This window comes from Micromonospora globispora (assembly GCF_003857015.1).
Taxonomy (GTDB): domain Bacteria; phylum Actinomycetota; class Actinomycetes; order Mycobacteriales; family Micromonosporaceae; genus Micromonospora; species Micromonospora globispora.
On record NZ_QGGF01000456.1, the window covers coordinates 1 to 21,526 of the forward strand.

22 protein-coding genes are annotated in these 21,526 nt (G+C 72.7%); 1 reads left to right on the top strand and 21 read right to left on the bottom strand.

Annotation, left to right across the window (positions count from 1 at the left end; genetic code table 11):
- The 14 genes from DKL51_RS24480 to pyrR form a co-directional block, all read right to left on the bottom strand.
- The coding region (locus DKL51_RS24480; RefSeq protein ID WP_498070940.1) for a primosomal protein N' family DNA-binding protein at positions 1–914 on the bottom strand (914 nt) is incomplete at its 3' end.
- A 59-nt stretch (positions 915–973) separates the two neighbouring features.
- Positions 974–2,167 carry a methionine adenosyltransferase gene (gene metK / locus DKL51_RS24485; RefSeq protein WP_109945559.1) on the bottom strand — a complete coding sequence of 398 codons (1,194 nt, stop codon included), beginning with the start codon at positions 2,165–2,167 and terminating at the stop codon, positions 974–976.
- 90 nt (positions 2,168–2,257) lie between these two features.
- Entirely contained in the window at positions 2,258–3,466 is a 1,209-nt protein-coding gene (coaBC, locus tag DKL51_RS24490; RefSeq protein ID WP_109945560.1) for a bifunctional phosphopantothenoylcysteine decarboxylase/phosphopantothenate--cysteine ligase CoaBC, read from the bottom strand.
- Positions 3,467–3,480: 14 nt separating this feature from the next.
- Positions 3,481–3,747, bottom strand: a complete 267-nt coding sequence (rpoZ, locus tag DKL51_RS24495; protein ID WP_109945561.1) for a DNA-directed RNA polymerase subunit omega — start codon at positions 3,745–3,747, stop codon at positions 3,481–3,483.
- A 19-nt stretch (positions 3,748–3,766) separates the two neighbouring features.
- Entirely contained in the window at positions 3,767–4,300 is a 534-nt protein-coding gene (locus DKL51_RS24500) for a nucleoside/nucleotide kinase family protein (RefSeq protein ID WP_109945562.1), read from the bottom strand.
- 25 nt (positions 4,301–4,325) lie between these two features.
- Complete coding sequence (gene mihF / locus DKL51_RS24505) at positions 4,326–4,643, bottom strand: integration host factor, actinobacterial type (RefSeq protein WP_013285515.1); 318 nt, start codon at positions 4,641–4,643, stop codon at positions 4,326–4,328.
- Between the two features lie 179 nt (positions 4,644–4,822).
- The gene (pyrF, locus tag DKL51_RS24510) at positions 4,823–5,659 is read right to left on the bottom strand and encodes an orotidine-5'-phosphate decarboxylase (protein ID WP_109945576.1); all 837 of its coding nucleotides are present in this window, start codon (positions 5,657–5,659) and stop codon (positions 4,823–4,825) included.
- Between the two features lie 110 nt (positions 5,660–5,769).
- Complete coding sequence (locus DKL51_RS24515) at positions 5,770–7,044, bottom strand: adenosylmethionine--8-amino-7-oxononanoate transaminase (protein WP_109945563.1); 1,275 nt, start codon at positions 7,042–7,044, stop codon at positions 5,770–5,772.
- Positions 7,045–7,108: 64 nt separating this feature from the next.
- On the bottom strand, positions 7,109–8,152 hold the full coding sequence (locus tag DKL51_RS24520) for a quinone-dependent dihydroorotate dehydrogenase (RefSeq protein ID WP_109945564.1): 1,044 nt from the start codon (positions 8,150–8,152) through the stop codon (positions 7,109–7,111).
- Positions 8,153–8,255: 103 nt separating this feature from the next.
- Positions 8,256–11,633: a carbamoyl-phosphate synthase large subunit gene (gene carB / locus DKL51_RS24525; protein WP_109945565.1), complete on the bottom strand. Its 3,378-nt coding sequence runs from the start codon at positions 11,631–11,633 to the stop codon at positions 8,256–8,258.
- Positions 11,626–12,771, bottom strand: a complete 1,146-nt coding sequence (gene carA, locus DKL51_RS24530; protein WP_109945566.1) for a glutamine-hydrolyzing carbamoyl-phosphate synthase small subunit — start codon at positions 12,769–12,771, stop codon at positions 11,626–11,628. Before carA ends, carB begins: the two co-directional genes overlap by 8 nt.
- Complete coding sequence (locus DKL51_RS24535; RefSeq protein WP_109945567.1) at positions 12,768–14,045, bottom strand: dihydroorotase; 1,278 nt, start codon at positions 14,043–14,045, stop codon at positions 12,768–12,770. The genes carA and DKL51_RS24535 overlap by 4 nt, the downstream gene beginning before the upstream one ends.
- Positions 14,042–14,968, bottom strand: coding sequence for an aspartate carbamoyltransferase catalytic subunit (locus DKL51_RS24540; RefSeq protein WP_109945568.1), 927 nt, complete (start codon positions 14,966–14,968; stop codon positions 14,042–14,044). The genes DKL51_RS24535 and DKL51_RS24540 overlap by 4 nt, the downstream gene beginning before the upstream one ends.
- Positions 14,965–15,549, bottom strand: coding sequence for a bifunctional pyr operon transcriptional regulator/uracil phosphoribosyltransferase PyrR (pyrR, locus tag DKL51_RS24545; protein ID WP_109945569.1), 585 nt, complete (start codon positions 15,547–15,549; stop codon positions 14,965–14,967). The genes DKL51_RS24540 and pyrR overlap by 4 nt, the downstream gene beginning before the upstream one ends.
- A gap of 284 nt (positions 15,550–15,833) precedes the next feature.
- Here pyrR and bldD point away from each other — a divergent pair, with 284 nt between their 5' ends.
- Complete coding sequence (gene bldD / locus DKL51_RS24550) at positions 15,834–16,322, top strand: transcriptional regulator BldD (RefSeq protein ID WP_013285505.1); 489 nt, start codon at positions 15,834–15,836, stop codon at positions 16,320–16,322.
- 67 nt (positions 16,323–16,389) lie between these two features.
- Here the strand turns inward: bldD and nusB are convergent, their stop codons facing one another.
- The 7 genes from nusB to DKL51_RS24585 form a co-directional block, all read right to left on the bottom strand.
- A complete protein-coding gene (gene nusB, locus DKL51_RS24555) occupies positions 16,390–16,800 on the bottom strand; it encodes a transcription antitermination factor NusB (protein WP_185734911.1) in 411 nt (136 codons plus the stop codon).
- Positions 16,801–16,823: 23 nt separating this feature from the next.
- On the bottom strand, positions 16,824–17,381 hold the full coding sequence (efp, locus tag DKL51_RS24560; protein ID WP_109945571.1) for an elongation factor P: 558 nt from the start codon (positions 17,379–17,381) through the stop codon (positions 16,824–16,826).
- A gap of 327 nt (positions 17,382–17,708) precedes the next feature.
- Entirely contained in the window at positions 17,709–18,149 is a 441-nt protein-coding gene (gene aroQ / locus DKL51_RS24565; protein ID WP_109945572.1) for a type II 3-dehydroquinate dehydratase, read from the bottom strand.
- Positions 18,146–19,222 carry a 3-dehydroquinate synthase gene (gene aroB / locus DKL51_RS24570; protein ID WP_109945573.1) on the bottom strand — a complete coding sequence of 359 codons (1,077 nt, stop codon included), beginning with the start codon at positions 19,220–19,222 and terminating at the stop codon, positions 18,146–18,148. The genes aroQ and aroB overlap by 4 nt, the downstream gene beginning before the upstream one ends.
- A 70-nt stretch (positions 19,223–19,292) precedes the next feature.
- Positions 19,293–19,802, bottom strand: a complete 510-nt coding sequence (locus DKL51_RS24575; protein WP_109945574.1) for a shikimate kinase — start codon at positions 19,800–19,802, stop codon at positions 19,293–19,295.
- Complete coding sequence (gene aroC / locus DKL51_RS24580) at positions 19,799–20,977, bottom strand: chorismate synthase (RefSeq protein WP_109945575.1); 1,179 nt, start codon at positions 20,975–20,977, stop codon at positions 19,799–19,801. Before aroC ends, DKL51_RS24575 begins: the two co-directional genes overlap by 4 nt.
- A gap of 133 nt (positions 20,978–21,110) precedes the next feature.
- A partial coding sequence (locus DKL51_RS24585) for a Rossmann-fold NAD(P)-binding domain-containing protein (protein WP_498070941.1) occupies positions 21,111–21,526 on the bottom strand: 416 nt, incomplete at its 5' end.

Sequence of the window (21,526 nt, forward strand, 5' to 3'; positions counted from 1 at the left end):
ACCACCTCCCGGGCCCAGCCGGTCTCCACCAGCAGCTGCGCCTCGGCCGTACGGGCGTACCCGCCGACCAGGGCGGCCGCCTCGCCGAGCTGGGCGCGGGTGAGCAGCACCTCCCGGGCGTGCGGGTACGGCGCCCGCGGCTCGGCGTGCAGGTCGTCCCCGTCGTCCCAGATCGCCACCAGGCCGAGCCGGTCGACCGGGGCGAACATCGCCGCCCGGGTGCCGATCACCACCGGCACGTCACCGCGCCGGGCGGCGAGGAAGGCCCGGTAGCGGCGCGCCGGTCCGAGCGCGGCGGTGAGGCAGACGTGCCGTCCCGTCCCGAGCGTGGCGGTCAGCGCGGCGTCGAGCCGGTCCAGGTCCCGGGCGTCGGCCACCACGACGACCGCTCCCCGGCCACCGGCGACGGTGGCGGTGACGGCGTCGGCGTACCGGTCGGCCCAGTCCTCCCCCGGCAGCGCCGACCAGACCGCGCGGGGCGCCCGCCCGTTGGTGAGCGCCCGCAGGTACGCCGGCCCGGCCGGATAGTCCCGCCACCCGCGCGGATCGACAACCCGCTCCCCCGCCGCCGTGGGCTCCACCGGCTCGCCGCGCCCCTCCTTCTCGACCCGGGCATGCCGGGGCGGGACGGCCAGCCGCAGCACGTCGGCGAGACTGCCGGCGTACCGGTCGGCGACCGCCCGGGCCAGCCGGGCGATCTCCGGCGCGAGCACCGGCTCGGCGGAGACCACCTTCTCCAGGTACGCCAGCCGCCCGGTGTGCCCGGAGTCGTCGGCCCGTTCCAGCAGCCAGCCGTCGACGAGCTGACCGGCGAAGCGCACCTTCACCCGGACCCCGGGGACCGCCTCGGCGTCCAGCTCGGCGGGGACCAGGTAGTCGAAGGGGCGGTCGAGGTGCGCCAGGGGCACGTCCACGCAGACGCGAGCGACCGGCGACCCTTCGGCGGGTCGCCGGTCGCTACGCCTGGTGCCGGTCAGGCTCCCGCGGCCGACTTGAGGTCGGCGGCCCGGTCGGTGCCCTCCCAGGTCAGGTCCGGCAGCTCGCGGCCGAAGTGGCCGTACGCGGCGGTCTGCTGGTAGATCGGGCGGAGCAGGTTGAGGTCCCGGATGATGGCGGCCGGGCGCAGGTCGAAGACCTCGGTGACGGCCTTCTCGATCGAGGTGACCGGCACGGTCTCGGTGCCGAAGGTCTCGATGAAGAGGCTGACCGGGTGCGCCTTGCCGATCGCGTACGCGACCTGCGCCTCGCAGCGCTCGGCCAGACCGGCGGCGACCACGTTCTTGGCCACCCAGCGCATCGCGTACGCGGCCGAGCGGTCCACCTTCGACGGATCCTTGCCGGAGAAGGCACCGCCGCCGTGCCGGGCGTACCCGCCGTAGGTGTCGACGATGATCTTCCGACCGGTGAGGCCGGCGTCGCCCATCGGGCCGCCGATCTCGAACCGCCCGGTCGGGTTGACCAGCAGCCGGTAGCCCTCGGTGTCCAGGCCGAGATTTTCCAGCTCGGGCGTGATGACGTGCTCGCGCACGTCCGGGGTGAGCAGCGAGTCCAGCGAGATGTCCGCGGCGTGCTGGCTGGAGACCACCACGGTGTTCAGCCGGACCGGGCGCAGCCCCTCGTACTCGATGGTCACCTGGGTCTTGCCGTCCGGGCGCAGGTACGGGATGGTGCCGTCCTTGCGCACCTGGGCGAGCCGGCGGGCCAGCCGGTGCGCCAGGGCGATCGGCAGCGGCATCAGCTCGGGCGTCTCCGAGCAGGCGAAGCCGAACATCATGCCCTGGTCGCCGGCGCCCTGCGCGTCCAGCGCGCTCTCCGACGACCCGGTACGCAGCTCGAAGGCGTTGTCGACGCCCTGCGCGATGTCCGGGGACTGGGCGCCGATGGAGACGCTGACCCCGCAGGAAGCGCCGTCGAAGCCCTTCTTCGACGAGTCGTACCCGATCTCCAGGATGGTGTCCCGGACGATGGTCGGGATGTCGGCGTACGCCTTCGTGGTCACCTCACCGGCGACGTGCACCTGGCCCGTGGTGATCAGGGTCTCGACCGCGACCCGGCTGTGCGGGTCCTGGGCGAGCAGGGCGTCGAGGATGCCGTCGCTGATCTGGTCGGCGATCTTGTCGGGGTGGCCTTCCGTGACCGATTCGGAAGTGAAGAGGCGGCGTGTCACGGCACTCCTAAGCTTTTGAAAAGTCGTTCCGCGGCAGTCTAGTCATCGGTGTCCGGGGCCGGGCTCCTCGGTCGTGCCCGGTTCCAGCCGTCAGGAACGGCCGGGCAGCCGGGCCACCACGAGGTCCCAGACGCCGTCGGCGAGGTCCTCCTTGGACCGCTCCGGCATGGCGTGCACCGAGCCGTCCGCGCCGATGACGGTCGCCGCGTTGGTCTCGGCGCCGAAGACCTTGTCCGGACCGACCTCGTTGATGACGATGAGGTCCGCCCGCTTGCGGGCGAGCTTTGCCCGGCCGTTGGCCTCGGCGTCTCCGGTCTCGGCGGCGAACACCACGAGGACCTGCTCCGGCCGACGGCGCTGACCCAGCTCGGCGGCGATGTCCGGGTTGGTCACCAGCTCGATCGTGGGTGCGCTGCCGTCGTCCGACTTCTTGATTTTGCCAGGTGCGTACGTCGCGGGACGGAAATCGGCGGGAGCCGCCGCCATCACCACGGCGTCCGCGTCGGCGGCCGCCTCCAGGGTGGCCTTGCGCAGCTCCTCGGTGGTGCCGACCCGGATCAGGTCGACGCCGGCCGGGTCGGCGAGCGCCACGTTGGCGGAGATCAGGGTGACCCGGGCGCCCCGGGCGACGGCCGCGCGGGCGAAGGCGTACCCCTGCTTGCCGGAGGAGCGGTTGCCGAGGAACCGGACCGGGTCCAGCGGCTCGCGGGTGCCGCCGGCGGTGACCACGACGTGCCGGCCGGTGAGGTCGGCCGGGGCGGCGACGCCCCGGGCGAGCGCGCGGCGGGCGACCGCGAAGATCTCGGCCGGGTCGGGCAGTCGGCCCTTGCCGGTGTCCGCGCCGGTGAGCCGACCGACGGCGGGCTCGATCACCCGGACGCCCCGGGACCGCAGGGTCGCGACGTTGGCGACCGTGGCCGGATGCTCCCACATCTCGGTGTGCATCGCCGGGGCGAGCAGGACCGGGCAGCGGGCGGTCAGCAGGGTGTTGGTGAGCAGGTCGTCCGCGAGGCCGTGGGCGGCCTTGGCGAGCAGGTCGGCCGTCGTCGGAGCCACCACCACCAGGTCGGCGTGCTGACCGAGGCGGACGTGCGGCACCTCGTGCACGTCGGACCAGACGTCGTCGGCGACCGGCTGGCCGGAGAGTGCGGCCCAGGTCGGCGCTCCGACGAAGCGGAGCGCCGACGCGGTCGGCACGACGCGGACCCGGTGGCCCGACTCGGTGAAGAGCCGGAGCAGCTCACACGCCTTGTAGGCGGCGATGCCGCCGCCGACCCCGAGGACGATCTCGGCGGACATCGACGCGGGCGGGGTTACGGCTGGTCGGTCGGCTCGGCGGTGAGCAGACCGGCGTTGATCTCGCGCATGGCGATGGAGAGTGGCTTCTCCTGCGGAGTGGTCTCCACGAGCGGGCCGACGTACTCCAGCAGGCCCTCACCGAGCTGGCTGTAGTAGGCGTTGATCTGGCGCGCGCGCTTGGCAGCGAAGATCACCAGCGCGTACTTCGAGTCCGTCTTCTCGAGGAGCTCGTCGATCGGCGGGTTGGTGATGCCTTCGGGATTGGTGGCGATGGATCCCACGAATTAACCTCTGCGTCTCTCAACCGCTCGGGCGCGGTTGGGCCGGAGCCAGGAAGGAAGAACCGATCAATCCTACCAGCTCGTCGGCCGCCCGCTCGGCACGGTCGTGACGCACGGTGTGTGCGAAGGCGTCCGCGACGGTCGGGTCCGGCCGGTAGGACGGCGGGGCGAGGAGCACCAGCTGCACGTCCGGCGCGGCGGCCCGGACCGCCAGCGCGCCGGGCAGGTCCAGCGGCAGCAGCACCGGGTGACCGGCCGCCAGCGGGACCCGGATCCCCGCGCGCGGCACGCCCCGCCGGTACGGGCCGATCCGGCTCCACTCCAGCAGCTCGTCCGCGGCGATCATCCGGTCGAACTCGGCCGGGCTCAGGAAGAGCCGGTGGACGCCGTCCACCTCGCCGGGGCGGGGCGGCCGGGTGGTGGCGGTCACCGGCACCCGGACGGACGGAAAACGCGCCCGGACCAGCTCGACGACACTCTCCCGGCCGGCACCCGAAGGTCCGGCGAGGACAGTGAGCCGAGCCGCCGGGCGCGCCTCGTCATCCGTGCTCACCGCTTGTTTCTACACGTTGCGGCGTTCAGTTGGCGGCGAACTCTCCAAGCAGAGCCTTGCGCTGCTGCTCGCCCAGGCCGCGCAGCCGGCGGCTGTCGGCGATCTTGAGCTTCTCCATGATCTGGGTGGCCCGGATCTTGCCGATGCCCGGCATCGCCTGCAGCACGGCCGAAACCTTCAGCTTGCCGACGACATCGTCGGACTCGGCCCGCTCGAGGACGGTGGCGAGGGTGGTCTTGCCCTGCTTGAGCTGCTCCTTGAGCTCAGCACGGGCCTTGCGGATCTCCGCGGCCTTCTCCAGCGCGGCAGCGCGCTGTTCGGGGGTCAGTGACGGGAGCGGCACCAGTTCTCCTCAGGTCCCTAACGCGGCGGGCGGGGTGCACCGCCGCTTCTGTGAAACGTGGTGTCGCTGGCAACCAAAGGGGTCCGTGGTTCCCAGCGCGGGGAAAACTAGCGGTCAACGGAGTTTTCGGCAACGTGGACGCGCAATCATGAACGGAAAGTGACCGACCCGTCAGCCGGTCACGGGCTGGTCAGGACCCGTCGGCAGTCGGCCAGCACCCGCTCCGCGGCCGCCCGCAGGGCGGCTACGTCGGGGCCGGCGCCCAGCACCTCACGGGAGTACGAGGGCAGCACCGACGGGAGGCTGGAGCCGAAGACCGTGCGCAGATCCGCCGCCGTGCCGCCCTGCGCGCCGAGCCCCGGAGCGAGCAGCGGACCGTTCACGGCGGAGAGGTCGTGGCCGGTGTCGCCGATCGTCGCGCCGACCACCAGCCCGAAGCTGCCGAGCGGCTCGGCACCCCTGTTGAGCTGGGAAATCTCGTCGATCACGGTCTGCGCGACGGTCCGCCCGTCGGCGGCGACGGCGCGCTGCACGGCGGCGCCCTCCGGGTTGGAGGTGAGCGCCAGGACGAAGACCCCGCCGCCGTGCGTGGCGGCCGACTCGAACATCGGCGCGAGCGATCCGACCCCGAGGTAGGGGCTGGCCGTCACGGCATCGACATACAGCGGGCTGGATGGATCGAGGTACGCCGAGGCGTACGCGCTGACCGTGGAACCGATGTCGCCGCGCTTGACGTCAAGCAGAACGAGCGAGCCCGCATCGCGCAACTGTCGGATAGTTGACTCAAGAATCTCGACGCCCCGGGATCCGAACCGCTCGAAAAAGGCCGACTGAGGCTTGACCACCGCAACCCGGTCACCGAGGGCGTCCACGACTGTCCGGGTGAACGAATCAAGCCCCTGGACGTCGTCGGACAGCCCCCAACGGGCCAGCAGACCGGGGTGCGGGTCGATGCCCACGCAGAGTGGTCCCCGCTCGGCCACGGCCCGGTGCAGGCGGGCGCCGAAGCTCTCCATCGCCACGTCTCTCCCTCTTCTCCGCGCGGTCCGCGCCGCGCTCCGTACGACGGTGGACGCCGCCGCTCGTTCGCCACCGCGGTCCCGTCGGCCGGGCCGCCGGCGGCCGCTCAGCCGGCCTTGACCGCCGCCTCGATCCCGGCGGCAATCCGGGCCACGTCCGCGTCGTCGGTGACGTACGGCGGCATGGCGTAGATCAGATCGCGGAACGGGCGCAGCCAGACCCCCTGCGCCACCGCCGCCGCGGTGGCCCGGGGCAGGTTCACCTCGTGGTCGAGCTGGACCACGCCGATTGCACCGAGCACCCGCACGTCCACCACCCCCGGTGCGCCGCGCAGCGGCTCCAGGCCGGCCCGCAGCCCGGCGCCCACCCTGGACACCTCGGCTGCCCAGTCACCGGCCCGCAGCAGGTCGATGGAGGCGTTGGCGACCGCGCAGGCCAGTGGATTGCCCATGAAGGTGGGGCCATGGGCGAGCACCCCGGCCGCCGAGATGCCGCGGGCGATCTCCGGGGTGCAGAGCGCCGCGGCCAGGGTCAGGTAGCCGCCGGTCAACGCCTTCCCCACACAGAGCACGTCCGGGATGACCCCGGCGTGCTCGGCGGCGAACATCCGGCCGGTCCGGCCGAAGCCGGTGGCGATCTCGTCGAAGATCAACAGGATCCCGTGCGCCCGGGTCACCTCACGCAGCACCCGCAGGTAGTGCGGGTGGTGGAAGCGCATCCCGCCGGCGCCCTGGACCACCGGCTCGACGATCACCGCCGCCAGCTCGTCGGCGTGCCGCTCGACCGCGTCGACCAGGGCCGCCTCGTACGCCGGGTCGGGCGGGGTGTCGAAACCGCCCGGCGGCACGGGCGCGAAGACCTGCCGGGGCAGCACGTCGCCCCAGAGGTGGTGCATGCCGCCCTCCGGGTCGCAGACGCTCATCGGGTGGAAGGTGTCCCCGTGGTAGCCGCCCCGCCAGGTGCCCAGCCGGCGGCGTTCCGGCCGCCCGGTGGCCCGTTGGAACTGCAGGCACATCTTCACCGCGACCTCGACGCTCACCGAGCCGGAGTCGGCGAGGAAGACGTGTTCCAGGCCGTCGGGGGCCAGCTCGACCAGGGTGCCGGCCAGGCGTACCGCGGGCTCGTGGGTGAGCCCGCCGAACATCACGTGGCTCATCCGGCCGAGCTGGTCGGTGACGGCGGCGTCGAGCACCGGGTGGCGGTAGCCGTGGATCGCCGCCCACCAGGAGGACATCCCGTCGACCAGCTCCCGGCCGTCGGCCAACCGCAGTCGTACGCCCCGGGCGCTCTCCACCACGTAGGGCGGGCTGGCCGGCGGCAGCGCCGCGTACGGGTGCCAGACGTGCGCCCGGTCGGCGGCGAGGATCTCCTCGGGTGTCATCGGCGCTCCTCCGGTGCGTCGTGGTTGTCGCGCGCTCGTGGTCCTCAGTGGGCGCTGCGGGGGGTCACCGGTGGACGGCCAGACCCGGTGCCGGAGCGGCCGCCGCCGCGCGGGCGACCGCGCGGACCAGGGCCGGGCCGCGGTAGATGAAGCCGGTGTAGAGCTGCACCAGGCTGGCGCCGGCATCGAACATCCGGGCCGCGTCGTCCGGGTCGAGGATGCCGCCGACGCCGATCACCGGCAGCCGCCCGCCGGTCTCCCGGTGCACGAACGCGACCACCTCGCGGGAGCGTGCCGCGAGCGGGCGACCGGAGAGTCCGCCCGTCTCGGCGCCGCGCTCCCGGTCGGCGGGGGCGAGGCCGTCCCGGGCCAGGGTGGTGTTGGTGGCGATGATGCCGGCCGCACCCCGGGCCAGGCAGACCTCCAGCAGCTCGGCGATGGCCGGCTCGGTCAGGTCCGGGGCGATCTTCACCAGCACGGGCTTCTCCCCCACCAGCGCCGCGAGCAGCGCGTCCAGGTGGGACCGGTCCTGCAGCGACCGCAGGCCCGGGGTGTTCGGCGAGGAGACGTTGACCGCGAAGTAGTCGCCGTGCTCCCGCAGCGCCCGGTAGGAGGTCAGGTAGTCCTCGACCGCCTCGTCCAGCGGAGTGATCTTGGATTTGCCGAGCGAGATGCCCAGCGGTACGCCGATCGGGCGCGGCAGCGCCGCCAGCCGGGCCGCGAGGGCCTCGGCGCCGGCGTTGTTGAAGCCCATCCGGTTGACCACGGCCTCGCTGTCCCGCAGCCGGAACAGCCGCGGCCGGGGGTTGCCCGGCTGGGCGTGCGCGGTGACCGTGCCGACCTCGACGAAGCCGAAGCCCAGCGCCGGCCAGGCCGGCAGCGCGACCCCGTTCTTGTCCATCCCGGCGGCCAGCCCCACCGGGTTCGGGAACTCCACCCCGAACACCGTGCGCGGCGCCCGGTGGAGATACCGCGCCCGCAGCGCCGCCAGCAGCGCCGGCCGCCGGGAGATGCCCGCCAACCGGTCCAGCGTCCACTCGTGCGCCGCCTCCGCGTCCCCGCCCCCCATCCGGAACAGCCGAGGCCGCACCACCCGCTCGAAGATCACGCTGCCCTCCCCCGACGCCGAGCCCCGTCGATCCTGGAGTTGGCGGCGATGTCGAGCTCCGATCCCACCGCCAGCCTCATGATCATCACAGCGGAGCCGGCGGTCACTCGCCGGCTCGCAGGGCGGCGTGCAGCTCCTGGAGGGGGCGCACGCGCATGTCGCCGCGGATGCGGGCCTCGATGCCCATCACCGCCGCCGCCGCGCCGGGCACGGTGGTGATGCACGGGATGTCCGCGGTCACCGCCGCGCTGCGGATCTCGTACCCGTCGGAGCGGGCGCTCGCGCCCGAGCCCTGCGGGGTGTTCACCACCAGCGCGACGTCGCCGCCGAGGATCAGCGACACCGCGTCCTCACCCTCGCCCGACTCGTAGTGCTTGCGGATCTGCTCGCAGGCGATGCCGTGCCGGCGCAGCACCTCGGCGGTGCCGGTGGTGGCGACGATCTCGAAGCCCAGGTCGGCCAGGCGCTTGATCGGGAAGATCATGCCGCGCTTGTCGCGGTTCGCCACCGAGACGAAGATCTTCCCGGCGGTCGGCAGCGACCCGTACGCGGCGGACTGCGACTTGGCGAAGGCGTGCCCGAAGTTCGTGTCGATGCCCATCACCTCGCCGGTGGACTTCATCTCCGGACCGAGCAGCACGTCGATGCCCTTGCCGGACGGGGTGCGGAACCGCTTGAACGGCAGCACCGCCTCCTTCACCGCGATCGGCGCGTCCACCGGCATCGTGCCGCCGTCGCCGGTCGGCGGGAGCATCCCCTCGGCACGCAGCTCGGCGATGGTGGCGCCGAGCGCGATCCGGGCCGCCGCCTTGGCCAGCGGCACCGCGGTGGCCTTGGAGACGAACGGCACGGTACGCGAGGCCCGCGGGTTCGCCTCCAGCACGTAGAGCATGTCGTCCTTGAGGGCGTACTGGACGTTGAGCAGGCCCCGCACGCCGACGCCCTTGGCGATCGCCTCGGTGTAGCGGCGCACCTGGGCCAGGTGCGACCCGGCCAGGGTGATCGGCGGCAGCGCGCAGGACGAGTCGCCGGAGTGGATGCCGGCCTCCTCGATGTGCTCCATCACCCCGCCGAGGTACACCTCGCCGTCGGCGTCGCAGAGCGCGTCCACGTCGATCTCGATGGCGTCGTCCAGGAAGCGGTCCACCAGCACCGGGTGGTCCGGCGAGATGTCGGTGGCCCGGCCGATGTAGTCGCGCAACGTGGCGTCGTCGTAGACGATCTCCATGCCCCGCCCGCCGAGCACGTACGACGGCCGGACCAGCACCGGGTACCCGATGTCGTCGGCGATCGCCTTCGCCTCGTCGTACGAGGTGGCCATGCCGTGCGCCGGGGCGCGCAGGCCGGCCCGGGCCAGCACCGCCCCGAACGCGCCCCGCTCCTCGGCCAGGTGGATCGACTCCGGGGAGGTGCCCACCACCGGCACGCCGGCGTTCTTGAGCCGCTGCGCCAGGCCCAGCGGGGTCTGGCCGCCGAGCTGCACGATCACCCCGACCACGCCCGGCCCGCCGGCCGCCCTGCCGGCGGTGTCCTCGGCGTGCCAGACCTCCAGCACGTCCTCGAAGGTCAGCGGCTCGAAGTAGAGCCGGTCGGCGGTGTCGTAGTCGGTGGAGACGGTCTCGGGGTTGCAGTTGACCATGACGGTCTCGAAGCCGACCTCCCGCAACGCCATCACCGCGTGCACGCAGGAGTAGTCGAACTCGATGCCCTGCCCGATCCGGTTCGGCCCGGAACCCAGGATGAGCACCTTGGGCCGGTCCGACGGCGCGACCTCGGTCTCCTGGTCGTACGTGGAGTAGTGGTACGGCGTGGTCGCCTCGAACTCGGCGGCGCAGGTGTCCACCGTCTTGTAGACCGGCCGGACGCCGAGCCGGTGCCGCAGCGTACGGACGCCGTCCTCGGCGGCCAGCTCCGGCCGGAGCGCGGCGAGCTGCCGGTCGGACAGGCCGGCCCGCTTCGCCCGACGCAGCAGGTCGGCGTCGAGCACCGGGGCGTCCACGATCTCCTGACGCAGCTCCACCAGCGCGGCGATCTGGTCCAGGAACCACGGGTCCATTCCGCCGGACGCGGCGGCGACCTCGGCGATCGAGGCGCCCAGGCGCAGCGCCCGTTCGACGGTGTAGAGCCGGCCGTCGTGCGGCGTCTTCAGCGCGGCGAGGGTGTTCTCCTTCGTCACACCGGCCGGGTCGGCGCCCGTCGCGGCAGCGACGACCTCATCCGGCACAGTCCAGAATCCGGCTGCTTTCGTCTCCATCGAGCGCATGGCCTTGTTCAGCGCCTCGGTGAAGTTGCGCCCGAGGCTCATCGCCTCGCCGACCGACTTCATCGTGGTGGTCAGCTCCGGGTCCGCGCCGGGAAACTTCTCGAACGCGAACCGGGGGATCTTCACCACCACGTAGTCGAGCGTCGGCTCGAACGCCGCCGGCGTCTTCAGCGTGATGTCGTTCGGGATCTCGTCCAGGGTGTAGCCGATGGCCAGCTTCGCGGCGATCTTCGCGATCGGGAAGCCGGTGGCCTTCGACGCCAGCGCCGAGGACCGGGACACCCGCGGATTCATCTCGATCACGACGATCCGGCCGTCGGCCGGGTTCACCGCGAACTGGATGTTGCAGCCGCCGGTGTCCACCCCGACCTCGCGCAGCACCGCGATGCCCAGGTCCCGCAGGTTCTGGTACTCCCGGTCGGTCAGCGTCATGGCCGGCGCCACGGTCACGCTGTCGCCGGTGTGCACGCCCATCGGGTCGACGTTCTCGATGGAGCAGACCACCACCACGTTGTCGTGGCGGTCGCGCATGAGCTCGAGCTCGTACTCCTTCCAGCCGAGCACGCTCTCCTCGATGAGGACCTCGTGCACCGGGCTGGCGGCCAGCCCGGCGCCGGCGATCCGGCGCAGGTCCTCGTCGGTGTGCGCCATGCCGGAGCCCAGGCCGCCCATGGTGAACGACGGCCGGATCACCACCGGCAGGCCCAGGTCGGCGGCGGTCTCCTCGACCTCGGCCATCGAGTGGCAGACCCGGGACCGGGGCACCAGGCCGGCCGGGTCGTCCAGGCCCAGCCGTACGCCGGCCTTGGCGACGATGTCCTTGAAGAGCTGGCGGTCCTCGCCTCGGTTGATCGCCTCGATGTTGGCGCCGATCAGCTCGACGCCGTACTTCTCCAGGACGCCGGCCTCGTGCAGGGCGACCGCCGTGTTCAGCGCGGTCTGCCCGCCGAGGGTCGGCAGCAGCGCGTCCGGGCGCTCCTTGGCGATGACCAGCTCGACGAACTCCGGGGTGATCGGCTCGACGTACGTGGCGTCGGCGAACTCGGGGTCGGTCATGATGGTCGCCGGGTTGGAGTTGACCAGGCTGACCCGGATCCCCTCGCTGCGCAGCACGCGACAGGCCTGGGTCCCGGAGTAGTCGAACTCGCAGGCCTGCCCGATCACGATCGGCCCGGAGCCGATCACCAGGATGTGCTTGAGATCGCTGCGCTTAGGCATTCTTACCGCCTTCGATGAGCTCGGCGAAGCGGTCGAACAGGTAGTCCGCGTCGTGCGGGCCGGCCGCCGCCTCCGGGTGGTACTGAACGGTGAAGGCGGGCACGTCCTTGGCCCGCAGCCCCTCGACCACGTTGTCATTGAGGCAGACGTGCGACACCTGGACGCCGCCGAACTCGGTCTCGATCACCTGATCCGGGACGACCGCGCCCTGCCCCGCCCCCGGCACCTGCACGGCGAAGCCGTGGTTGTGGCTGGTCACCTCGACCTTGCCGGTGGCCCGGTCGAGCACCGGCTGGTTGATGCCCCGGTGGCCGTAGCCGAGCTTGTAGGTGCCGAAGCCCAGCGCCCGGCCGAGAATCTGGCTGCCGAAGCAGATGCCGAAGAGCGGGATCCGGCGCCGCAGCACCTCCTGCGCCAGCGCGACCGGTCCGTCGGCGGTGGCCGGGTCACCCGGGCCGGGCGAGAAGAAGACCGCGTCGGCGCCGGTGGCCAGCAGGTCGTCGATGGTGGAGCCGGCCGGCAGCACGTGGGTGGTGACCCCACGGGCAGCGAGCCGGCGCGGGACGTTGCGCTTGATGCCCAGGTCGAGCGCGGCGACGGTGAACCGGTGCGGGCCCTGCGCCTCGACGACGTACGGCTTCTCGGTGGTCACCGCGGCGGAGAGGTCCGCACCGACCATCTGCGGCGACTGGCGTACCCGGGCGAGCAGGGCCCGCGGGTCGTCGTCGACGCTGGAGATGCCCACCCGCATCGCGCCGCGCTCGCGCAGGTGCCGGGTGAGGGCCCGGGTGTCGACGCCGCTGATGCCGACCACGCCCTCGGCGGCCAGCCGGTCCTCCAGCCCGCCGGTGGCCCGCCAGTTGGAGCCGATCCGGGCCGGGTCGCGGACCACGTAGCCGGCGACCCAGATCCCGGCCGACTCGTCGTCCTCTTCGTTGACGCCGGTGTTGCCGATGTGCGGCGCGGTCTGCACCACCACCTGGCGGTGGTAGGACGGGTCGGTCAGGGTCTCCTGGTAGCCGGTCATGCCGGTGTTGAAGACCGCCTCGCCGAAGGTCTCCCCGACGCTGCCGTACGCCTCGCCGTGGAAAGTCCGACCGTCCTCGAGAACGAGGATCGCGGAACGTCTGCGGGTCACTTGACTGCCTTTCCGTCCAGGACCGTCGGCTCGCCGCGCAGGAAGGTCGCCACGATGCGACCCGGCAGCGTCATGCGGGCGTACGGGGTGTTGCGGCTGCGGCTGGCCAGTTCCGCCGGCTCGATGGTGCGGCGGGCGGTCGGGTCGACCAGGGTCAGGTTGGCCGGGACGCCGGGGGCCGGGTCGAGGCCGTGCCCCTCCAAGCCGGCGATCCGGGCCGGGGCGCGGGACATCCGCTCGGCGATCAGGTCCCACTGCGGGCCGAGCACGTCGAGCGCGATCGACAGCGCCGTCTCCAGCCCGAGCATGCCCGGCCGGGCGTACGCCCACTCGCACTCCTTGTCCTCCACGGCGTGCGGGGCGTGGTCGGTGGCGATGATGTCGATCACGCCCTCGACCAGCGCGGCGCGCAGGGCGGCGATGTCGGTGGCGGTGCGCAGCGGCGGGTTGACCTTGTAGACCGGATCGTAGGTCTCCGCCTTGGCGTCGGTGAGCAGCAGGTGGTGCGGGGTCACCTCGGCGGTGACCTTCACCCCGCGGGCCTTGGCGTGCCGCAGCACCTCGACGCTGCCGGCGGTGGAGACGTGGCAGACGTGCAGCCGGCTGCCGACGTGCTCGGCCAGCAGCACGTCCCGGGCGATGATCGCCTCCTCGGCGACCGCCGGCCAGCCGGTCAGGCCGAGGCGGGTGGAGACCTCGCCCTCGTGCATCTGCGCGCCCTCGGTGAGCCGGGGCTCCTCCGCGTGCTGGGCGATCACCCCGTCGAACGCCTTGACGTACTCCAGGGCCCGGCGCATCAGCTTCGGGTCGGCGACGCAGTGCCCGTCGTCGGAGAAGATCCGCACCCGGGCCGCCGAGTCGGCCATCGCGCCCAGCTCCGCCAGGCGCTCGCCGGCCAGCCCGACGGTGACCGCACCGATCGGCTGCACGTCGACCAGCCCGGCCTCCCGGCCGAGCCGCCACACCTGCTCGACCACCCCGGCGGTGTCGGCGACCGGGGAGGTGTTGGCCATCGCGCAGACCGCCGTGTACCCGCCGAGCGCGGCCGCCCGGGAGCCGGACTCGACGGTCTCGGCGTCCTCCCGGCCGGGCTCGCGCAGGTGGGTGTGCAGGTCGACGAGGCCGGGCAGGGCGACCAGCCCGGTGCCGTCGACCACCGTGGCGTCCGGGGCGGTGAGCCCGGCGCCGGTCTCCGCCACGACGCCGTCGCGGATCAGCAGGTCGGTCGGCGCCGCGCCGACCACGCTCACGCTCTTGATCAGGTACGCGGTCACCGGTTGTTCCCTCCGAGCAGCAGGTAGAGGACGGCCATCCGCACGGAGACCCCGTTGGCGACCTGTTCGACGATGGTGGAGCGGGGCGAGTCGGCGACCTCGGGCGTGATCTCCATGCCGCGGTTCATCGGGCCGGGGTGCATGACGATCGCGTGCTCCGGCAGCCGGCCCATCCGCGGGCCGTCCAGGCCGTAGCGGCGGGCGTACTCGCGGGCGGAGGGGAAGTAGGAGTCGTTCATCCGTTCCCGCTGCACCCGCAGCATCATCACCACGTCGACGTTGGGCAGCACGGCGTCGAGGTCGTACGAGACGTCGGTGCCCGGGGCGAGCGCGGGCGAGATGTCCACCGGGATCAGCGTCGGCGGGCCGACCAGGGTGACCTTGGCGCCGAGGGTGGAGAGCAGCAGCACGTTGGAGCGGGCCACCCGGGAGTGCAGCACGTCGCCGACGATCGCCACGTGCAGGCCGGCGAGGCGGCCGAGCCGGGAGCGCATCGTGTACGCGTCGAGCAGCGCCTGGGTGGGGTGCTCGTGGGTGCCATCACCGGCGTTGACCACCGAGCCGGCGACCCAGTTGGCCAGCCGGTGCGGCGCACCGGAGGCGGGGTGCCGGACGACCACCGCGTCCGCGCCCATCGCCTGCAGGGTGAGCGCGGTGTCCTTCAGGCTCTCGCCCTTGGCCACGCTGGAACCCTTGGCGGAAAAGTTGATCACGTCGGCGCTGAGCCGCTTGGCGGCCGCCTCGAAGGAGATCCGGGTCCGGGTGGAGTCCTCGTAGAAGAGGTTCACCACGGTCCGGCCGCGCAGTGCGGGCAGCTTCTTGACCTCGCGGCCGGCGACGGTGGCCATCTCCGCGGCGGTGTCCAGGATCTGAGTGGCGGTGGCCGCGTCGAGGTCGGCCCCGGAGAGCAGGTGCCGGATCATGAGGGGCTCCCCCCGTACAGCTTGACCTCGTCGGCGCCGTCGGTCTCGGCGAGGGTGACCTTGACGCTCTCGGCGAGCGCGGTCGGGATGTTCTTGCCGACGTAGTCGGCCCGGATGGGCAGCTCGCGGTGGCCGCGGTCGACCAGGACGGCGAGCTGCACGGAGGCGGGGCGGCCGACGTCGTTGAGCGCGTCCAGCGCGGCCCGCACGGTACGACCGGAGAAGAGCACGTCGTCGACGAGGATGACCCGCTTACCGTCGATCCCGCCCGGGGGAAGTTCGGTGGGGCCGACCGCGCGGGTGGCGTGCCGGCGCAGGTCGTCGCGGTAGAGGGTGATGTCGAGCACGCCGACCGGGACGGTGACGTCCTCGAAGGTGCTGATCCGGGCGGCGAGGCGCTTCGCCAGCGGGGCACCCCGGGTGGGAATGCCGAGCAGCACGGTGTCGGCGGCGCCCTGGGTCTTCTCCAGGATCTGGTGGGCGATGCGGTCGACCACGCGGGACACGTCGGCGGCGGCGAGGATCACCTTCACCGAGGGTTGTCGCGGCGGCGACGACTGGGCAGCCGGTGGGTAGGCCACGGCGGACCTCCTTCCCCGCCTCACGGGACGGGTCGTTAAAGGACGTCTGGCACCTCCGGGCGGACCGCGGGCGGTCCGGGCCGGGGCTTCACGCCACGTTACCAGCGGTCACCGGGGTGATCGCCGCTGGTACTGCCCCCGGACCAGGGTGGTAAATGCGGACAACTCCCCCAGTGCTCCCGAAGGTCCATGTGACGACCACTTGACCAGGTCTCGCAATCCCCGTACCGTCACGCTCCGTAGCGATAGCTGGGAGAACCCCGAGCAGCACTGGGAGTGTCCGAATGCCCTCTGAATACGCCAAGTCGCTGGGCGCCCGCCTGCGCTCCATCCGCCAGCAGCAGGGCCTGTCCCTGCAGGGTGTGGAGGAGAAGTCGAACGGGCGGTGGAAGGCCGTGGTGGTCGGCTCGTACGAGCGCGGCGACCGGGCCGTCACCGTGTCCCGCCTGGCGGAGCTGGCCGACTTCTACCGCGTTCCCGTCTCGGAGCTGCTGCCCGACGGCAGTGGGGTGCGCCACGAGCCCACCAGCAAGATCGTCCTGGACCTGGAGCGGCTCTACGACGAGGCCTCCGAGGACCTCGCCTACGTCGCCCGGTACGCCCGGGCCATCCAGCAGCAGCGCGGTGACTACAACGGCCGGGTGCTCTCGATCCGCGCCGACGACCTGCGCGCGCTGGCGATCGTCTACGACGCCTCGCCGTCGGGCCTGATCGAGCGGCTCACCGAGCACGGTGTGCTGGTCGCCGACCCGCGGGCGTTCTTCGCGTCCTGACCACTCGCGCTACGAGAAAGGGCCCGTGCCGTCCGGCACGGGCCCTTTCTCGTCGTACGGGGTGCACTCAGCGGGTGGCGTACTCGGCGATCCGGCCGAGGACCCCGTTGAGGAAGCGCGGCGAGTCGTCGGTCGACATCTGCCGGGCCAGCTCCACCGCCTCGCTGATCGCCACCGCGTCGTCGATGTCGTCGACGTAGAGCAGCTCGTAGACCGCGATCCGGGCGAGGTTACGGTCGACCACCGGCATCCGGTCCAGCGTCCAGCCCTCGGCGTAGCTGGCGATCAGCTCGTCGATCCGGTCGAGGTGCTGCGCGACGCCCTCGACCAGGCTGACCGCGTAGCCCAGGTGCTCCGGGCGGGGCTTCTCGATCCGCTCGATGTAGCCGGCGAGCACCTCGACCGGGGGCCGGTCCCGCAGGTCGGCCTCGAAGAGCACGTCCAGCGCCCGCTTGCGCGCCTTGCGGCGCGCCGGCATCTGCTGCTTGGGACCCTCGGCCATCAGGCGCGGCCGAGGTAACGGCCGTCGCGGGTGTCGACCTTGATCTTCTCGCCGGTGGTGATGAAGAGCGGCACCTGCACGGTCGCGCCGGTCTCGACGGTGGCCGGCTTGTTGCCGCCGGTCGACCGGTCGCCCTGCAGGCCGGGCTCGGTGTAGGTGACCTCCAGCACGACGGAGGTGGGCAGCTCGATGTAGAGCGGGAGACCCTCGTGGGTGGCGACGGTCGCCTCGGCCTCGGGGAGGAGGTAGTTGGCGGCCTCGCCGACGGTGCCGCCGGGGACGGTGATCTGGTCGAAGGTCTCCAGATCCATGAAGACGTAGTCCTCGCCGTCGGCGTAGAGGTACTGCATAGTGCGCTTGTCGACGGTCGCGGTCTCGACCTTGGTGCCCGCGTTGAAGGTCTTGTCGACCACCTTGCCGGACAGCACGTTCTTCAGCGTGGTGCGCACGAAGGCGCCACCCTTACCGGGCTTGACGTGCTGGAACTCGACGACGGACCAGAGCTCCCCGTCGAGGTTGAGTACCAGGCCGTTCTTGAGGTCGTTGGTGGTGGCCATTTCCTGCCTTGATCATCATTTGGCGGACAGACCTGGCAAGTCTACAGCTGTGTCGAATCGACAGCTCCGCCGCTGACGGGGACCGGCGGCCGGTGATCCGCACTCCCGCCCCCCTTCCGTCACCCGGTGCACCCCCTTTGCTCTGCTGCCGCCGACGCAACAGTCACGGGGTGTGAGCGGAAGGCGGGCCGCCCTGACCGCGGGCAGGCTTCTAACCGCAGCTCAGCGGTGATGTTGCGGCCGGGGCAGCAGAGCAAAGCCTCCAACCGGGCCACAACCGTCCGAGATCACCGTTACGGAGCGTGACGGGAGCAGCTCGCCGGCGGCTCAGTCGGTCGCCGCGAGGCGGGTGGCGAGGTGGTGCAGCGCCAGCCGGTAGCCGTCCACGCCCAGCCCGCAGATCACCCCGGTCGCCACCGCCGACACCACCGAGTGGTGCCGGAACTCCTCCCGGGCGTGGATGTTGGAGATGTGCACCTCGACCAGGGGCGCGCGCAGCATGGCGCAGGCGTCCCGCACCGCGATCGAGTAGTGCGACCAGGCGGCCGGGTTGAGCACCACCGCCGCCCCCTCGTCGGCCGCCTGGTGCAGCCAGCCGAGCAGCTCGTGCTCCGCGTCGGTCTGCCGGACGACGACGTCCAGGCCCAGCTCCCGGCCGGTCTCGGCGCACATCTCGACCAGGTCGGCGTAGCTGGTCACCCCGTAGACGTCGACCTGGCGGGTGCCGAGCCGCCCCAGGTTGGGGCCGTTGAGCACGTACACCCTCACGAGCTGATCTCCCGGTACGCGGCGTGCAGCAGCTCGTCGTCCGGGCCCTCCAGGATCGCCGGCCGGGCCAGCCCGTCCAGCACCACGAAACGCAGCCGGCTGCCCCGAGCCTTCTTGTCGACCCGCATCGCCGCGAGGAGCTGCGGCCACGCGTCGGCGCGGTAGCTGGTCGGCAGGCCGAGCGCGGCCATCGTGCTGCGGTGCCGCTCCGCCGTCGCCGCGTCCAGCCGGCCGGCGAGCCGGGCCAGGGTGCCGGCGTACACCAGCCCCACGGAGACGGCGTGCCCGTGCCGCCACCGGTAGCCCTCGACCTTCTCGATCGCGTGGGCCAGGGTGTGGCCGTAGTTCAGCACCTCCCGTACCCCGGATTCGCGCAGGTCGCCGGAGACCACGTCGGCCTTGACCCGAATGGCTCGCTCGATCAGCTCCCGGGCCACCGGCCCCGTCGGATCCAGGGCCGCGGCCGGGTCCCGCTCGACCAGGTCGAGGATCACCGGGTCGGCAATGAACCCGCACTTGACCACCTCCGCCATCCCGGCGGCCAGGTCGGCCGCCGGCAGGCTGTCCAGGGTGGCCAGGTCGCAGATCACCCCGGCGGGCGGATGGAAGGCGCCGACCAGGTTCTTGCCGGCGGCGGTGTTGATCCCGGTCTTGCCCCCCACCGCGGCGTCCACCATGCCGAGCAGCGAGGTGGCCACCGGCACCCAGCGCACCCCGCGCAGCCAGCACGCCGCGACGAAGCCGGCCAGGTCGGTCACCGCGCCGCCGCCGATGCCGACCACCGCGTCGGTACGGGTGAACCCGGCCGCACCGAGCCGGTCCCAGCAGGCCGCGGCGACCTCGATCCGCTTCCCCGCCTCGGCGTCCGGCACCTCGATCAGCAGCGGATCGACGCCGACCGCGCGCACCTGCTCGGCCAGCGTGTCGGCCAGGCCCTTCAGGGGCGGCGCGTGCAGCACCGCCACCCGCTCGGCGCCGGGCAGCAGCCGCGGCGGCGGGTTGAGCAGATCGCGTCCGACCAGCACGTCGTACGGCCGCTCGCCGCCGACCGGAATCCGGGTCACCTCGTCCATCGCGGGCAGCCTAATCCAGCAGGCGATGCCGAGGCGGCGAATGTCCACTCCGTGGCGAGGCCGAGCCGGCTCACGGCTTGAGCAGGGCGGCGATCTCGGTCGCGATCTCCTCGGGAGTCCGCCCGTCGGTGACGACGGTGGCGGTGGCCACCTCGGCGTAGAGCGGGCGGCGCTGCTCCATCAGGTGTTTGAGGGTGGCCCGCGGGTTGATCGCCAGCAGCGGACGGCCGGCACCCAGGCCGACCCGCTTCACCGCGTCGGGCAGCTCCACCGACAGGTGCACCACGGTGTGCCCGATCAGCGCGGCCCTGTTCTCCTCGGCGAGGATCGCACCGCCGCCGAGGGCGAGCACCCCGCCGCAGGAGGCCAGCGCCGCCGCCACCGCAGCCCGTTCGAGGGTACGAAAGTGCGCCTCCCCCTCGTCGATGAAGATCTCCGGGATCGGCTTGCCGGCGAGCTGCTCGATGTCGAGATCCGTGTCGCGGAACTCCACGCCCAGCGCGGCGGCGAGCGCCTGCCCGACGGTGGTCTTGCCCGAGCCCGGCGCCCCGACCAGCACGCAGACCGGCCGCGCACTCATTTGATCACCAGCGCGTCGAGGTAGCCGGCGAGGTTGCGGCGCATCTCGGCGACCGAGTCGCCGCCGAACTTCTCCACCGCCGCCTCGGCGAGCACGAGGGCCACCATCGCCTCGGCGACCACGGCGGCGGCGGGCACCGCGCAGACGTCGGAGCGCTGGTTGATCGCGGTGGCCGGCTCACCGGTGGTGACGTCGATCGTGGCGAGCGGCCGGTTCAGCGAGGAAATCGGCTTCATCGCGGCCTTCACCCGCAGCGGCTCGCCGGTGGTGATTCCCCCCTCCAGGCCGCCGGCCCGGTCGGTCACCCGCCGCACCCCGGTGGCGGTGGGCAGGATCTCGTCGTGCGCCTCGGAACCCCGGGACCGGGCCTGCTGCCAGCCGTCGCCGATCTCCACGCCCTTGATGGCCTGAATGGACATCAGCGCGGTGGCGAGCCGGGCGTCGAGCTTGCGGTCCCACTGGACGTGGCTGCCGAGACCCGGCGGGACCCCGTACGCCAGCACCTCCACGACGCCGCCCAGCGTGTCGGCGGCCTTCTTCGCGGCGTCGACCTCGGCGACCATCCGGGCGCTCGCCTCCGGGTCGAGGCAGCGCAGCGGGTCGGCGTCGATCCGCTCGGCGTCCTCCGGGGTGGGGCGCAGCCCGGGCTTCGCGGCGACCGGGCCCAGCTCCACCACATGGGAGACGATGTCGATGCCGAGGGCCTGCTTGACCAGGGCCTTGGCCACGGCGCCGACGGCCACCCGGGCCGCCGTCTCCCGGGCGCTGGCCCGCTCCAGGATCGGCCGGGCGTCGGTGTGGCCGTACTTCTGCATGCCGGCCAGGTCGGCGTGGCCCGGCCGGGGGCGGGTGAGCGGAGCGTTGCGGGCCTGCCCGGCCAGTTCCTCCGGGTCCACCGGGTCGGCGGCCATCACGGTGCGCCACTTCGGCCACTCCGAGTTGCCCACCCGGATCGCCACCGGGCTGCCCAGGGTGACCCCGTGCCGGAGCCCACCGATGATCTCGACCTCGTCCTGCTCGAACGACATCCGGGCACCGCGGCCGTAGCCGAGCCGGCGGCGGGCCAGCTCGGCGGAGATCTCCCGGGTGGTCACCTCGATCCCGGCGGGCAGCCCCTCCAGCATCGCGACGAGGGCGGGTCCGTGCGATTCACCTGCAGTCAGCCAGCGCAACACAGCGGTCAGTCTGTCACGCCCGGTGGCGGTTGCGGCGCTCCGCCCGTCGCGTCCCGCCCTACGGACGCGAGGTCCGTGGAGCAGCCGAGCGGGGCGTCCGACGCGGGTCGACCGCGCGGCGGAGCAGGGCCGGTCAGCCGGTACGGCGGGCGCCGGCGAGCGCGGCGGCCATCGCGTCCCGGGGCGCGGGCACCCCGGTGAACTGCTCGAACTGGCCGACCGCCTGAGCCAGCAGCAGGTCCAGCCCGGAGACCACCCGGCAGCCAGCGGCCAGCGCGGCGGCGGCCAGCGGCGTCGGCCACGGGTCGTAGAGCACGTCGAAGAAGACCGTCGCCGGCCGCCAGTCGAAGTTCTCCGCCAGCGGGTCGGCCACCCCCTTCGGCACGGTGGAGATCACCACGTCGGCCCGGGCATGCGCCGGGTCGCCGTCCCAGTCCGCCCCGGCCAGCGGCACGTCGACGGCGCGGGCCACGGGCCGCAGCTCCTCGATCGCCTCCGGGCGTCGGGCCACCACGGTCACCTCGGCCGCGCCGAGGCGGGCCGCCGCGG

Excerpts from the sequence above, each read along its gene's own strand:
- coaBC (WP_109945560.1), bottom strand. The coding sequence starts at position 3,466 with ATGTCCGCCGAGATCGTCCTCGGGGTCGGCGGCGGCATCGCCGCCTAC.
- pyrF (WP_109945576.1), bottom strand. The coding sequence starts at position 5,659 with ATGGAGAGCTTCGGCGCCCGCCTGCACCGGGCCGTGGCCGAGCGGGGA.
- DKL51_RS24515 (WP_109945563.1), bottom strand. The coding sequence starts at position 7,044 with ATGACACCCGAGGAGATCCTCGCCGCCGACCGGGCGCACGTCTGGCAC.
- carB (WP_109945565.1), bottom strand. The coding sequence starts at position 11,633 with ATGCCTAAGCGCAGCGATCTCAAGCACATCCTGGTGATCGGCTCCGGG.
- DKL51_RS24540 (WP_109945568.1), bottom strand. The coding sequence starts at position 14,968 with ATGATCCGGCACCTGCTCTCCGGGGCCGACCTCGACGCGGCCACCGCC.
- bldD (WP_013285505.1), top strand. The coding sequence starts at position 15,834 with ATGCCCTCTGAATACGCCAAGTCGCTGGGCGCCCGCCTGCGCTCCATC.
- nusB (WP_185734911.1), bottom strand. The coding sequence starts at position 16,800 with ATGCCGGCGCGCCGCAAGGCGCGCAAGCGGGCGCTGGACGTGCTCTTC.
- efp (WP_109945571.1), bottom strand. The coding sequence starts at position 17,381 with ATGGCCACCACCAACGACCTCAAGAACGGCCTGGTACTCAACCTCGAC.
- aroB (WP_109945573.1), bottom strand. The coding sequence starts at position 19,222 with ATGGACGAGGTGACCCGGATTCCGGTCGGCGGCGAGCGGCCGTACGAC.
- DKL51_RS24575 (WP_109945574.1), bottom strand. The coding sequence starts at position 19,802 with ATGAGTGCGCGGCCGGTCTGCGTGCTGGTCGGGGCGCCGGGCTCGGGC.